At 44.9% G+C, this 14,445-nt stretch carries 16 protein-coding genes; 8 read left to right on the plus strand and 8 right to left on the minus strand.

Going from position 1 to position 14,445, the window contains the following annotated elements:
• Positions 1-64: 64 nt before the first annotated feature.
• The 7 genes from L870_RS0107720 (at position 65) to L870_RS0107750 (ending at position 5,208) form a co-directional block, all read left to right on the plus strand.
• Positions 65-541 carry a hypothetical protein gene (locus tag L870_RS0107720; RefSeq protein WP_051411466.1) on the plus strand — a complete coding sequence of 159 codons (477 nt, stop codon included), beginning with the start codon at positions 65-67 and terminating at the stop codon, positions 539-541.
• 134 nt (positions 542-675) lie between these two features.
• Positions 676-900, plus strand: a complete 225-nt coding sequence (locus L870_RS0107725) for a hypothetical protein (RefSeq protein ID WP_028517659.1) — start codon at positions 676-678, stop codon at positions 898-900.
• A 120-nt stretch (positions 901-1,020) separates the two neighbouring features.
• Positions 1,021-2,649: a recombinase family protein gene (locus tag L870_RS0107730; RefSeq protein ID WP_028517660.1), complete on the plus strand. Its 1,629-nt coding sequence runs from the start codon at positions 1,021-1,023 to the stop codon at positions 2,647-2,649.
• A gap of 356 nt (positions 2,650-3,005) precedes the next feature.
• Complete coding sequence (locus L870_RS0107735; protein ID WP_028517661.1) at positions 3,006-3,467, plus strand: GNAT family N-acetyltransferase; 462 nt, start codon at positions 3,006-3,008, stop codon at positions 3,465-3,467.
• Positions 3,454-4,122 (plus strand): alpha/beta hydrolase-fold protein, encoded by a 669-nt coding sequence (locus L870_RS0107740; RefSeq protein WP_028517662.1) that lies wholly within the window; start codon positions 3,454-3,456, stop codon positions 4,120-4,122. Before L870_RS0107735 ends, L870_RS0107740 begins: the two co-directional genes overlap by 14 nt.
• Position 4,123: 1 nt before the next feature.
• Positions 4,124-4,501 (plus strand): hypothetical protein, encoded by a 378-nt coding sequence (locus L870_RS0107745; protein ID WP_028517663.1) that lies wholly within the window; start codon positions 4,124-4,126, stop codon positions 4,499-4,501.
• Positions 4,498-5,208 carry an SDR family NAD(P)-dependent oxidoreductase gene (locus L870_RS0107750; protein ID WP_028517664.1) on the plus strand — a complete coding sequence of 237 codons (711 nt, stop codon included), beginning with the start codon at positions 4,498-4,500 and terminating at the stop codon, positions 5,206-5,208. The genes L870_RS0107745 and L870_RS0107750 overlap by 4 nt, the downstream gene beginning before the upstream one ends.
• 43 nt (positions 5,209-5,251) lie before the next feature.
• Here L870_RS0107750 and L870_RS0107755 read toward each other — a convergent pair whose 3' ends face one another.
• From L870_RS0107755 to L870_RS17035, 4 genes are all read right to left on the minus strand, one after another.
• A complete protein-coding gene (locus tag L870_RS0107755; RefSeq protein WP_028517665.1) occupies positions 5,252-6,352 on the minus strand; it encodes a HipA domain-containing protein in 1,101 nt (366 codons plus the stop codon).
• Positions 6,353-6,384: 32 nt separating this feature from the next.
• On the minus strand, positions 6,385-7,518 hold the full coding sequence (locus L870_RS0107760) for a HipA domain-containing protein (RefSeq protein WP_028517666.1): 1,134 nt from the start codon (positions 7,516-7,518) through the stop codon (positions 6,385-6,387).
• Between the two features lie 1,090 nt (positions 7,519-8,608).
• Positions 8,609-9,526: a fibronectin type III domain-containing protein gene (locus L870_RS0107765; RefSeq protein WP_028517667.1), complete on the minus strand. Its 918-nt coding sequence runs from the start codon at positions 9,524-9,526 to the stop codon at positions 8,609-8,611.
• A 182-nt stretch (positions 9,527-9,708) separates the two neighbouring features.
• Positions 9,709-10,164, minus strand: coding sequence for an RrF2 family transcriptional regulator (locus L870_RS17035; RefSeq protein ID WP_051411467.1), 456 nt, complete (start codon positions 10,162-10,164; stop codon positions 9,709-9,711).
• Positions 10,165-10,428: 264 nt separating this feature from the next.
• Here L870_RS17035 and L870_RS0107775 point away from each other — a divergent pair, with 264 nt between their 5' ends.
• Positions 10,429-11,604 (plus strand): ABC transporter substrate-binding protein, encoded by a 1,176-nt coding sequence (locus tag L870_RS0107775; RefSeq protein WP_162148436.1) that lies wholly within the window; start codon positions 10,429-10,431, stop codon positions 11,602-11,604.
• A gap of 266 nt (positions 11,605-11,870) precedes the next feature.
• On the opposite strand, the gene L870_RS0107780 is transcribed toward L870_RS0107775, so the two are convergent.
• The 4 genes from L870_RS0107780 to L870_RS17040 are packed head-to-tail and all read right to left on the minus strand — an operon-like array spanning position 11,871 to position 14,445.
• Entirely contained in the window at positions 11,871-12,080 is a 210-nt protein-coding gene (locus tag L870_RS0107780) for a hypothetical protein (RefSeq protein ID WP_028517669.1), read from the minus strand.
• Positions 12,067-12,516, minus strand: a complete 450-nt coding sequence (locus L870_RS0107785) for a YunG family protein (RefSeq protein ID WP_028517670.1) — start codon at positions 12,514-12,516, stop codon at positions 12,067-12,069. The genes L870_RS0107780 and L870_RS0107785 overlap by 14 nt, the downstream gene beginning before the upstream one ends.
• Before the next feature lie 9 nt (positions 12,517-12,525).
• A complete protein-coding gene (locus L870_RS0107790) occupies positions 12,526-13,284 on the minus strand; it encodes a class II glutamine amidotransferase (protein ID WP_028517671.1) in 759 nt (252 codons plus the stop codon).
• A gap of 21 nt (positions 13,285-13,305) precedes the next feature.
• Positions 13,306-14,445, minus strand: coding sequence for a glutathione synthase (locus L870_RS17040; protein WP_051411468.1), 1,140 nt, complete (start codon positions 14,443-14,445; stop codon positions 13,306-13,308).

Consider the following 14,445-nt stretch of genomic DNA (forward strand, 5'->3'; position numbering starts at 1 on the left):
CCCGCCGAAGTTTCGGCAATAATAAACTGTGCCAGAAAGTCGCATAGAACGGAGGTTTTTGAAAATGAGGTCGCATATAACAGACAATAATCAGAAAAACAGCGATGAATCCGATAATAATCAAGTCGCATATTCGTCCGAAAAGATACGATTCGGGATGAAGTTGTATCCCGAAACACTTGATATGGTTGATGCGGCATATAGGAAGGACTGTTGCACTTCGAGGTCTGCTTTTATTGAAAAAGCTATCCGTTTCTACTGTGGTTATCTTAACACACAGGATCATACAGCAATAGAATATTTAGCACCGCAGCTTGCAACAATAATCGACGGATATATCAAAGGCTCGGAGCAGCATTTGTCGCGTGCGATATTCAAACTCGCCGTTGAAGTAGGAGCACAAACTCATATTCTTGCGGCGATAAATGATATTGAAGATACAACACTCTTTAAACTCCGCGAGATGGTTACCGATGAGGTCAGGCGGATAAACGGAATTATAAATTTTGAGAGTGCTGTAAGATTTCAGAGGGAGGATTGATATAGATACACTGAGCCAACCCGAAAGGGAGCTCAAAAAAGTCTGGGTTTGAAACACGCAGGCTCAGCAAAGACGGTACGATTTGATTTTGTACCTGTGAATTTGAATTGAATAGTTTTAGAGGAGGCGGATGTATGAGCATAAACCTTGAAAAGACTCATTGCAGTGAAGATCCCGAGGTACAGTCCGTATTGCATCACGACTGTACTGTTGACGGTGTCACCTATCGTGTTTGGTCTGCTTTCCTTGGCAGGAAAAGAGCTGAAGAGTCGCTCGGAGAATTAATGCTCCGACAGCTCGAAAGGGGGGATGAAAAGCCTGCCTTTGATGCAAAGCAGACCGAGAGCGAGTCGATGTAAAAGTCGGAAAATGTTTTTTGTGCAGTCCTACGAAATCAGCTGTGCACACTGGATTCCGAAGCGGATATGTGGTATACTGTCCGTGTAAGGATCTGCTGCACGGCTGTGAAAGGAGTTATAATGAAAAACAAACAGCCTAAAAAAGCAGCTCTGTATTGCAGGCTCTCGGTCGATGACGGGCGAATGGGTGAAAGCGTAAGCATTGGCTCGCAGAAATTATTATTGGAGCAGTACTGCAAGGATCATGCAATAGATAATTATGAAGTGTACGATGATGACGGATACAGCGGCACTAACTTTGACCGTCCTGCGTTCCAGAGAATGTATGAGGACATCCAGAACGGGCTGATAGATACCGTCCTGGTAAAAGACCAGTCACGATTCGGAAGGTCGTATATCGAAGTAGGAATGTACGTTGAAAAGTTCAAGGAGCTCGGAGTTCGTTTCATTGCTGTGAGCGACAACTACGACTCCATGAAAAACGAAAACGATATGATGTTCCCGATGAGAAATGTGCTGAACGATTACTTCGCACGCGAGGCTTCGCTCAAAACAAGAACGGCGAAGAAGGCAAAAGCGAAAGCCGGACAGTACATCGGTTCAAAGCCTCCCTTCGGCTACAAGCTGGACCCCAATGACAGACATCACCTTGTGATAGATGAGCCTGCTGCGGAGACGGTACGAAGGATATTCAGAATGGCGGCGCAGGGTATCGGCTTCAATAGGACAACAAAAATCTTCCGCGAGGAAAAAGTTCTCACTCCTATCGCATACTTCAATCTCCATAATCCCGATTACTTCAAGTCGGATTACTGGAGAAAGGAATTCGACTGGCACGTTACTTCTATCCGAGTGATTCTCGAAAACGAGGTCTACCTCGGCAAACTGATCTACGGAAAGCAGCGGTGCAAGTCAATGAAAAGCAAGGAGAAGGTCAAGGTCCCGAGGGAGGACTGGATAATAGTTGAGAACTGTCATGAGCCGATAATCTCCCAGGAGCTGTGGGACGAAGCACACAGAATGATGAGTACCAAGAGGCGTCCAACGCAGACAGGTGAGGTTCAGATGTTCGCAGGTCTGCTCTACTGCGCCGACTGCGGTCATGCACTCACCTACTCTCAGAAGCAGCGCAGAGATGGCACATATCATGGAGCATACTCTTGCTGGCTGTACAAAACTCATGGCAAGGAATACTGTGCATCGCATTACATCAACTACGATGTTATCTATGACCTTGTGCTTAAGGACATAAGGCGGCTGCTGAGATCTTACCGTAAAAACAAAGACGGTTTCAGAGCCTTCCTTGAAAACAGATGCAGCGGTATCAGCAGTAAAAGAATAGTAATGCTGAAACATGAGCTCGATAAGGCACAGGAAAGAGTAGCCGAGCTTGACCACCTTCTGAATAAGCTTTATGAGGATAACGCTCTTGGCAAGATTCCTGATAACCGTTATGTTCAGATGTCAAATAGATTTGAAGATGAACAGTCCAAACTGAAGGAGTCGGTAAATGAAATGTCATCAGAGCTTGCAAAATACAAGCTTACAACTGACGAGACAGAAAAGTTTACGAGTGTCATTGATAAGTACACTGACATCAAAGAGCTTGATGATATTATCATAAATGAGTTCATTGATAAGATATTTGTCCATCATAAAGAAGAAATTGACGGAAAGACCTTTCAGCAGGTCGAGATATATTATAAATTCGTGGGAAATTTGAATCAGACTACAAAGAAAGCAGCGTAAAATAAGCATAGAGGAAACAACCGTTTCCTCTATGTGACAACCGGTAGTCGCAGGTTCGAGTCCCGTCACAAGCTCCAGCGGGGAGCCCCCGCAGGCAAGTTCGCGTCTCAGTATAATTGGGACTCGAATTTTTTTCCGCGCATGAAGTGGTATCAATTTTGTAACACATGCACATTGAAAACCCGCTTAGAATAGGCTTCTAAGCGGGTTTGGGTTGTCACGTTATGTGTTGCGATACTTGATACTATTCCAATATCACTCATTGATAAATTTCACATTTATTCAGCCATATCCATTGAATAATTGTGCGAAATATGGTATAATTCTGTAAACGAAAAATTCGAGGTGGATATGTTATGTGCGTAATAAAAAAAGTCGAACACAGCGACCTGCAAGAGATATTACAGCTTCAATACCTTGCGTATCAAAGCGAGGCGGAGTTGTTCGGCAGCAGGGACATTCCTCCGCTGAAACAGACTCTTGATGAAGTCGTTGAGGAGTTCAAAAGCGGAGTGATACTAAAAATGGTCGATGACAATAATACTATTATCGGTTCAGTTCGGGCACAGGAACGTGACGGAACAGTTTATATCGGCAAGCTCATGGTACATCCCGACCGCCGACACAAAGGCTACGGAACAAGACTTCTGTCCGAGATAGAGAAATGCTTTCCAGATAAGCGATATGAGCTTTTCACAAGTACCCGAAGTCTGGATAATATTCGCCTGTATCAGAAACTGGGCTATTCTATATTCGCACGAAAAGCCGTAAATGATGAACTCGAATTTGTGTATATGGAAAAAAATGAAAACTATTGAGATCAGCGGCAAAACCTGCCATATCATAATAAACGGTGCTGACTTGCCCACGATATACTGGGGCGAGATGAAGAACAGCTCCGAGACAATTGAAAAAGTCCTCGAGCTGTGCGAGGACGTGAAGTGCAACTATATCATTTATGAGGTCGAGGACTGGAACGCCGACTTTTCGCCGTGGGAGTTCACCCTCAACAAGAAGATGTCATTCTCTGGCGGAGGACGGAAAACTCTGGACTGGCTTCTGAACGACTGTATTCCCAGCTGCGAGAAGAAGTACGGTCTGGCGGGAGAGCGTATCCTCTGCGGATACTCGCTGGCGGGGCTTTTCAACCTATGGGCGTTCTATGAAAGTCAGGCGTTCAGCGCAGTTATAAGCTGCTCGGGCTCGCTGTGGTTCGGCAACTGGGTAAGCTACGCCGAGAGCCATACCACTCCGCAAAACAGCTCCGTATATCTCAGCCTCGGTGACCGTGAGGAAAGGGCTCGCGACCGCATTATGGCGACTGTGGGAGACTGCACTCGCAGGCAGTATGAGCTTGTGTGCGGCGATAAAAATGTGTCCCGTCATATCCTTGAATGGAACGACGGCGGACACTTCAACGAGCCTGAGAAGCGTATTGCTAAAGGCGTAAAATGGACAACTGGAGAGGTTTGATATGGAATTTGAATACTATAATCCAAACGATGAAAGCAGGAGCTGCGTTGTGAGAACAATGACTAAGCTAACAGGTAAGGAATACAGTACTGTCAAGGCAGAGCTTACTGCCCTTGCACAAGAACTTGGATATGAAACATATAATAACGAAACTGTGTTCGGGCAATATATGGCGAAACATGGCTTTTATAAAACGACGGAATACGAGAATGCAACTGTAGGAGAGCTTGAACTGAATGACGGTTCTTACTGTGTTTACAGTACAAATCATAAAGGCTTTTTTCACTTGATACCTGTTGTGGATAATGTGATTTATGACAGGCGAAACGATAGCCTTGAACTTTATGTGATAGCTGTTTATAAAAAGGAGAAAGTATGAAGGACTCGTTCAAAAACAAAGTAGCTGTAATAACAGGCGGCGCAAATGGTATCGGAAAGTGCATAGCTGAGGAGTTTCGCAAAAACGGAGCGGCGGTGTGCGTGATAGACAAAGCTGAGAGCGATCATTTCGTGGGAGATATTTCCGACAAGACCGTGCTTGAAAAGTTTGCACAGCAGGTCATAGCCAAGCACGGACACATCGACTACCTTATCAACAACGCTCTGCCGTTGATGAAAGGTATCGACGAGTGCAGCTATGAGGAGTTTCAATATGCACTTTCCGTGGGAGTGACTGCGCCGTTTTACCTGTCGAAGCTGTTTGCTCCGCACTTTAATAAGGGCGGCAGTATCATCAATATCTCGTCCTCCCGTGACCGCATGAGTCAGCCGCAGACCGAGAGCTACACCGCGGCAAAGGGCGGAATTGCTGCCCTCACTCATGCTCTGGCAGTAAGCCTCGCAGGAAAAGTGCGTGTGAACTCCATATCTCCGGGCTGGATAGATACGTCCTACAAGGTGTACGAAGGTCCAGACGCCTATCAGCAGCCCTGCGGACGTGTAGGGAATCCGCTTGACATTGCTAATATGGTGCTGTTTCTATGCTCCGACAAGGCAGGCTTCATTACAGGCGAGAATATCTGCATCGACGGCGGTATGACCAAGCAGATGATATATCACGGCGATAACGGTTGGGTGCTGAAGTAGCATATAAAGAATAAAGCCGCAGGAGATTTTTCCTGCGGCTATTTTACGCATTATACAGTTCAAGCAGTCTGTCTATCCTGTGCTTAATAAAGCCATTCAGAGCAGAAAGTCTTTCATCAGAAACAGGGAAGTCCTTGTGGTTCACAAAGCTGAAATCCTTTATATAATCCAGTCGGCGGTGCATATCCTCGCTCATAAGGGTCGGAATATGATCGTCGAAGCTGTAATACGCAAAAGGAACGTGGTTGCTGCCGTATTCGATAAAGTCTTCGGCAGTTTCGTTTTTGTAATGACTGCAAAGTCCCATACCGTTGTCAAATACAGGAGCAAGGCTTATTATCTCGTAAGTATCCGAATCAACGAGGAACTGAATGTTGTTCAGATGCCTGTCGTAGTTGCAGGTAAGAGCGTCAAGCACGAGCATATCGCGCAGTTTATCACCTGCACCCAGTTTGTCCGCAATATCAAGATATTCAGGCAATTCAGAGCAGTTTCTGAAATAATACGCCGAAGGTATCATGCTGACTTCCTTGGAAGTTATCAGCTTGCAGGTGCTGACGATCCTGTCGTGATAGCTGTCGAGGTCGTATTCAATATGCTCAATGCCGAGTGCATTTTCGAGCTGTGAGACGAAGTATTCGGAGTAAGGCTCGAAGCCTGCCCCGTCAAATCCCTTTGTACCGCCTTTGAGAAGATAAACTCCGTCGAGACGCCGAACCCAGCACTTAGGAAGCATACCGTCAGTTCCGTACTCAGGAGATGTTGTCTTGAAGCTCAGATCAGATATACCGCCCATGAATGCGGTCTGTGACACAATTTCGCTGAACTCGTTGTCGTAAAGGTTGACATCGTTCCACTTGCTGTCAGAGTGCTCTTCCTTTACCCACAGCGTATCCGTGAGAGTCAGTCCGAGGGATACGTCAATAAAGCTCTTGATGTCGGTCATTCCGAGGCTTCGCAGCAGCTTTGCTATCTCCGCGCGGTGCTTGGCACTGCGGCGAGTTTCGAGCCAGCTTTTAAGCTTCATATCACCGTATATCTCGGGGAGACTGCCTGAGATAAGCTTTGGGACAGCTGTGCCGAGCTCGTTTTTAGTATAATCAAATTCCGCGATGATACGGTCTTTATTCATTATATAATACACGGCGAAGCCTCCCTTCGATTTGATGATTTGCTTTATTTCAGTAATTTCTTTGCCCTTTTGTGTACCTGTTCCTCAATGAGTTTTAACCGCTTGCTGTCGAGATTATATCTTGAATGGCGTTTGAAGCGGAAGTCGAGCAGCCTGCGGAGACCGTCTTTGTGCCTGTTGGTAAGCACCTGTTTAGCAGTGCCGATGAAGTCGTCGTACACGCAGGGGACAAGCGTATCCGCATAATCGCTGAGGGTCTTATCTGAAGCAAGATCGTCTCTGCCTGCAAGATTGAACAGCGAATTGCCGTGGTCGAACAGCGGTGCAGGAACAGCTATCTTGTTCGTGCGGTTATCGACTAAGAATCCAAAGTTTCCGAAGTGCCTGTCAACGTTGCATATTATCGCGTCAAGCACCAGCATATCGTCAAGAGCGTTAATAAACTCCTCACCCAGCGATGCATAATATTCACGGACAGCTTTCATACCGCCTTTGGTGACAAGTCTGCCTATGGGCATAAATGAATAGTCTTTGCTTGTGAACAGCTCGCAGGTAGAGCACAGCTCGCTCTGCCATTTTGAAAGATTGTATGTGATAGCGTTTACGCCGAGGACTTCCGCTATCTGAGCAGCGTAGAACTCCGAATAGGGCTCGTTGCCTGTATTGGAAGCTCCGCTCGTTCCGTCCTTGTAGAGCCTGATAGCACCGCTTTCTCTGCGCCAGCACTTGGGCAGCATACCATTTGTAGTGAACTCAGGACACGAAGCCAGAGAAGTCCTAACAGAACTTCCGTAGCCTGTGAACGCGATAAGTCCCAGCACTCTGCTGAACCTGTTATCGTAAAGGTTATACTCAGCAAAGCTGCCATTGAAGCCTTCCTCAACTACCCAGTAGCAATCGTTCAGAGACAGTCCCTTCGATACGCTGAGAATGCTCATTGGACGGTTGAGATTCAGTCCGCATTTGCTTAGGAAACTGTGTACATATGCACGATTTTTCGGAATAGTCCTGTGCCTCAGCCAACGCGAAACGCTGTCGCCGTCAATATCCATGTCAAGAGGCAGTAACGCCTTCTTTTCTTCGTTCACCCAGAGTATTTCTATCTCGGGCGTGCTTGTATCCTCAGTCGCTGTGAACCTCATTAGCGTAGTATCAAAGTGCCGCAGTTCATATGTCATGTTACCGCCTCCTTTCGTTTAGTGTAGTTATTATACCACAACAGAGCGATTTAATCAAGAGCTTTGTTAAAACAATTGTGTGCAATATCTCGGAGAGTTATCGGGTAGCTGTTCCAGAGCACTAATCACAGCTATAACTGATAAACAATTAAATTTTCAGATCTTTGTCAGTTATAGCTTATAAAATTCGGCATCGGTTCTTATTGACTTTTTTGCGCGGATAGCTATGGCAGTAACCGGTAAAGGAGCAATATCCGAAACGCACACAGAAAGCCCAAAGTTTGCCGTCCTCAGAGTGAAAATGGTATAGCTGCCCCACTGCTCCCGTTGAAAGCGGTTGTCGCGCAACGTGGAGCGAGTGTGGGGATAATAGTGGTATCGAAAAAACAAAAGAGTTGGAGGTACGGAAGTCGGTCCGCAAGACCGGCAAGCATCGCAGACGGCATTCCGCCTGCCGCTGAAAACGGGAGAACCCGTGCCCCTTTCCAGTTTGCAGGTTAAAGGCTGGCGTCAAACCGCCAGCCAATTCACCTCGGACGGGCAAAGCCCGCCGAATATTCGGCGTTTGTTGCAACGTGAGAGCAGACGTCTTTCTTGCCAAGTTCACAAAAAGCAGGCGCCTTTTTCGGAAATATCCCAGATATTGGCTATGATTAGGGATATTTGGCAGGCGTCTACGCAGCAAAATAGCCAATATGAGAGGAGTGATAAAAAACCGAGTAGGCCTCGCAAGGGATGCTCAAAAAGTCTGAGCTGGTAACACGTAGTCGTCCGTTCGAGTCCCGTCACAAGCTCTCAAAAATCTCGTAACTACGTAGTTTAACGACTGCGTAGTTATTTTTTTGTATTTCAGAATAAAGTCCAAATTGAAATTGGGCATTGTTTTTACAGAGTATTTTTAGAATCTCTTTTTGAAAAAATATATAGAAAAAGAAAGACCTCCGAACTGTGTCAGCACTATGCTTTCACAACGCTCGGAGGCTATCTGTATATTGAATTGTTCAAAGGATTGGAAACACATTATCAGACTTATAGCATTGCAAATCTGTAGCGAAATGAATTATATCCTTAATATAATGTATGGATATTTTTATTTGCTTTTCCTTTTGGAACGGCTTGAAAACAAGAGGAGAAGTGTCGAAATGCCGAGTACAGATTCAGCAGCTCCGACACCAGCAACGCCTGTTTTGGGACTGCTGCTTTTTGCTGAAGCTATCGTTGTTGTGGCTGGCTTTGAAGAAGTAGTTGTTACAGAAGTTGTAACAGCAGTACTGCTTTCGGGTGTCTCTGTAGTGTTATCCTCGGTTTTATTGCCAGTGTCTGCCAGTACGAACTCATTATCGCCTGCGCTGTCTCCCGAAGTTGCCAGTGTTATGACCTTAAATGTGTAGGACTGGTCGGCTTCAAGTCCCTCAAATACAGCGGGACTTCCATTTACGGTCAGCTTTTTCCGTTTACCGCTTTCATCTGTTGCAGTTACCTTGTAGCCTGTGATCGCAGCTCCGTTTGGTGATTCGGGAGCTGTAAAGCTTACCGTAACGTTATTGCCGTTTCGCTCAGCGGAAATATTGGTGACGTCAGAGGGTTTTGCCGCTTGATATGTACCGTCAGAGGTAACGTGGATATAATTATGATGGCAAGAAGACCCCATACGGCAGGTGAAAAGGATATCCCTTTCCGTTTCGGGAGTAAACTCATATATGAAATTCTCACCCTGTACAAGGGTAATGAGTCCTTCGTCTTTATTATTTGTATCAGTTCCGAAGCCAAGATCGGGTATCTTTATAGTTGCGCCGCAGCCCTTAGGCTCGGTTCCCTCGGGAACGTTTACATACCATTTTACACTGCTGCCTGATTTGACTGTAATGTTACCGCTCCACAGGTCAGAGTATTCGGTAACGAGAGCCGTTGTATCATCGGCTTTTGCACTGAGGTAATAATGACCTGATACAGTATAGACCAATGCAAAGCCTAAAATTGCGGATAAAGTTTTTTTGATAATATTCATATTTATTTCCTTCATTTCTTTCAAGTTTATCGACGTATCGGGTCGATATGAAATATTATCTCATATATTTTCATAGTTGTCCAATTCAAATAATTGATGACCTGTTATCAAATTTTCTGATAATAAACGAACTTGATATAAAAGCGCCCGAACTGAAAAAAGTTCCGGCGCTTTCATTATTATTATATACGTGCGCTTAAAAATGAAATATCATCATTGTAGTTTTTTCGCTCGTAGTACATATCCGTTAGGTCCTTCAAGGTCATCTTTTGCGTGTATTTACAAAGGTAACTGGTCATGGGTTCCCACAGGCATTTTTCTATTGCGTCGGTAGCATTTTGTTCAAGCTCCTTGCTGAATTCCGAAGATGCGAGAATTGACCTGTCAAGGGCGTTCACTATCTCATAAAGAGTAATATCACCAAGTTCTCGCTGTATCCTGTATCCGCCGCTTGATCCCTTTACGCTGCTTATAAGGTTGGACTGCTTCAGAAGCGGAAGTATCTGTTCAAGATATTTGGCGGAGATATTATTTCTTTTTGATATGGCATTGACTTTTACTGTACTTTCATTGTTTGTGTTTAAGGCTATATCAAGCAATGCTATGATGCCGAATTCGACTTTGGTGGATATTCTCATTTTTTCACCTCGTTTAATATGATAGTATCAGTTTATCATATCATCATTGTTTTTTCAAGCTTTCCGTATATACGTTTTTTCTATTGGCGCTTATGCATTTCATGTATTGGACACCGAAGCTTTCGTATGATATGATAAATGCAGAGAAAAGACAAGAGGTGATGATAATGAGAGATACACTATTCATTTTAAGCACAGTGCGAATGCGATGTTGCACCGAATAATAATGAGATGATGAATAAAAAGAAAGAAAAGGTAAAGAAAATGAAAAATAACAGATTAAAGTTTATATCCGTAATTGCAGCTGCGGCACTGCTTACAGGCTGCTCGGGGCTTAATGAATCCAGCTCCGCAGAGAAGGGCGAGACCACTACTGCAAGCACCACGACAGCTGAGAATACAACTGAGAGTGCAGCATCAAAGAGCACTTCGGAAGCTGCAACAGAAGCAGCTAAGGTCAAAATAGGAGCTCCCGAAAAGACTGACATCAATATCGGCTATCTGAACTCAACAGCACATCTTCTCGCATTTGTTGCAGCAGAAGAGGGATACTTCAAGGAAGAGGGACTTAAAGTCACACTTACCCAGTTTTCAAGCGCTTCCGAGCTCATAAACGGTATCGAATCCGATAAGCTCGATGTTGCTTTCATCGGTTCTGTTCCTACACTTACTTTCCAGAGTCAGGGACATGAGGTCTCGATTTTCGGCGGTGCGATGACAAACGGTCACGGCTATGTTATCAAGTCTGAATTTGCTGACAAGGACGAGGCAGGCGTGGAAGTCCTCAAGGGCAGGAATGTCGCTTCAGTCAAGAACAGCGTTCAGGACGCAGAGCTCCAGATACTTCTGAAAAATGCAAATATCGAGATCGGTGAGGGTGCTGACAAGGTAAATATCGTTTACTTCGACAGCCAGAAGGACGCTTATGCAGCACTTCTCAACAGCTCTATCGACGCAGCTTCGGTATACTCGCCGTATGCTTCGCTGGCTAAGTCTCAGGGCTATAAGGTAGTATACTACTGCGCTCACGAAAAGGCTTTGGAGAATCAGCCCTGCTGCCGTCAGGTCGCAAAGACCTCTGCACTCAGCAGTACTCCCAATACTTTCATAGCGATCGAACGTGCATTTATTAAGGCGTACCACTTCACACAGTCCGACCATGCTAAAACTATCAAGGACGTCAAGAAGTACATCGACATCGAAGATGATTTCATTGACACTGAGGTTTATGGCGGATACAGCGTATCAAGCCCCGATCCTGACAAGAAGGGTACACTCACACTTAAAGATACTATCGTTGATCTCGGCTACACGGAAGACTACGATATTGAACTTCACTACAATACCGATATATACAAACAGGCGCTCGACAGTATTTTAGCCGAAGGTTCTGATGATATATACAAGTCACTGGAAGATCATTTCAACGAATTTGAATAACACTCTTTGTTGGACAGCACCGCAGGCATATCGCTTGCGGTGCGGTTCTGGTTACGCTAAATCACAAAAATGAAAAAGCTTCTTCGTAACTGAAGAAGCTTTTTTATTAGAATACAAAAGTGCTGTTTCTCCGATAATCTGATATTTTATTGCTAAGCGAGAAACAACAACATATCTTTTTCATCGTGAAACAACTCCTTTCTGTTTGACGTTATTATTATACTGTATAATGCAGCAACTGTCCGATTTTGGAAATCTATAGTCAGTTACAGTTCGGAATAATAGCTGATAAACTCCTCTATACAGGATTTTTTCGGCTGCGGTGCGGACTGCCATACAAGCTCACCGTTGCATTCAAGGCTCAGTACATACCCGTCGCACTGATCCCAGCCATAGAGTAAATATTCATTGCCGTTATGTGAAAAAGCAATTTCGTTTTCAGTTATAACAGCCTGTTTCAGTTCATTTACGCTCATGTTTTTTCTCCAGAAATCTTAATAGTTCAGCTTTTAGGTACTCATACCGCTCACGCTTTTCAGCCTTTGCGAAATGCACCTCACGAAGCTGCTCGGGATTATCGGTATAGTCCAGTTTTTCATCGCCGAACTGCTCACTGGTAAGGTCAAATACCACATCTCCAACAACGTTGTAGCAGTGATAATTTCCCTTGGGACGAAGCACACCGTAAACCTTTCCGCCGAAAATGTCCTGCGCCAGAAATGCGGTTATCGAACACTGCCCGAGAGTGATATTATCCTTGCTCCATTTATCACGTAGTCTCGGAGCGCAGGTATATTCGCACCATATTTCTGTAAGAGCGTCATAGAGCTCCTGCGGAGAAGCTATGCCCTTAAAATCACTGTTTATTGGTGGAACTATAGCGTTTTCCCAGCCGTAAAAATTATATCCCATATTATCTCCTTAAATATACATTGCGTCCATAGCTGTGATGTATTCAAGCGTCGGCACAAAAGTGCCCTTATGTCGGTCGCCGCGGTGGACTTCATAACCGTTCTTGTAAGCAATTACCTGCGCCATTGGAAAGGGTATCCACACTCCGTCATCCAGGGGCTTGGTAGAGAAAATAATGCCGTCTTCAAGCCTTTTGAAGCAGAGGGTGTTTTTCAGATTTTTATGGACGTACAAAAGCTCTCCGTCGTATATCATCAGGTTCAGCTTGTTCCTCGGAGCATTTTCAACGATGAATTTATTCACTATTTCGAAGCGCTCACGCTCGTTGGGAACACTTCTTGCAATATGCTCATTCATATTGTCAAGGAGAGAAAGGAAGAAGCGCTCGGAGTCCGTATCTCCCGTTTGTACGGCAGAATAGCGGTGATTATGCCTGCTGTTGAAGATAGTTCCATTGTGGATCAGAGTCCATTCCCTGCCTGATATATCTGAATCTGTAAATGGGTGGCAGTTACGTTCATTGATATTGCCAACGGTGGCAAATCTTATATGTGCGAGAGCTGCCTTCTGCGGCGGCAAATAGTCGATAATATCAGACAGATAAGTGCTTTTTTCAGCACTGACAGCTTCTTTCAGAATTTCGCGCCTGTCAGTTTCGTACATCATTCCCCAGCCGTGAGGATTCTTGTTGCTATGAGAAAAGAATGTACGCAGATAGTCTGATATATCCGTATTTCTTGCCGAAGTGAAGCCGAGAAGCTCGCACATTTATGTCACCGCCATTTCAATTTATAATGCACAATTCATAGCTGCTTTTTTGTAGCAAGCATTGCCTGTAATTTTGTTCTCTTCAAATCTTATTATTTCAAGTGCCTTTTTATTGCTGCTGAAATATCTTTCCATCTCCTTGATAACGCTTTCACCGCGTTCTAACAGTTCAGCGTCGGGGCTGAGCAGTGCTGCATTTTTATGGTCGCTGACTGCCTTTTCCTGCAATTCGGGAGTGAAGTCAAAATCGGGCTGTGATGTCAGGTACAGTATGAGCAGATGTGCAAATTCGAGATCTCTGCCGTCAATGCCGAGAGGTGCTGAAGGGTTGAGGTCGAACATTCTCAGCTCTATATGGTCAACACCATTTGCCGCAAGATTTTCAAGGCTGTTCACACCCTTGGGTTTAAGACGTATGGGCAGATACAGCTCGCTTGCGGAATACAATGAGCCTGTGACGATATGCTTCTTGATACTGCCTGTGAACGTCTTTAAACTTTTGTGGTCGAGGATAGGCAGGAACTTGTTCCAGTAGCCGCGCTTGCTGTTCCTCAGAGAGGAATATTCACTCATAATTATACCGCATCTTCCGTCTTTGTCAAGTGAAGCGTCATAATATGGACTTGCCGTTGTGAGAAGCACAAGCAGGTAGCTGTGCACCATGAGCTGCTTGTAAAGGCGGAGATAAAGCTCATCTTTGAATGTGCGGAAGTCTTCTCCCTCAGTATTCATCTCATTGATGAACTCCTCAGCAAAGGAAAAATTGAAGTGTATCCCCGAAAAAAGCATGAGCTTTTTACCGTATTTCTGTTTGAGCACTTCACGGTATGCACGTTTTGAAGAATGGTCGCCTGTGAAGTCAGCTATAGGGATATCGTCCTCGCTGTCAAAGTGGGGAGGATTGCTGTAGAGCCATATACTCTCGCCGTTTTCGGCAAGCTTTTTTCTTGTAATATCATCAAGTACTTTAAGATAGCCGAGAGTCTCTTCGATACTGCCTGCTACGGGAGTTACAAGCTCCACCTGATTTTCGCAGAAGTCACGGGTTATGTGCGCATCATTGCCAAAAGGGTGAGGAGTCAGGGCAAGTCTGCCCTGACTGTCAACGCGGAGTGTTTCGCGCTCTATGCCGAATTTCCCGCTGTAATAATTTTCACTCAT

The sequence above is a fragment of the Ruminococcus flavefaciens ATCC 19208 genome (genome assembly GCF_000518765.1).
GTDB classification, from domain to species: Bacteria; Bacillota; Clostridia; order Oscillospirales; family Ruminococcaceae; genus Ruminococcus; species Ruminococcus flavefaciens.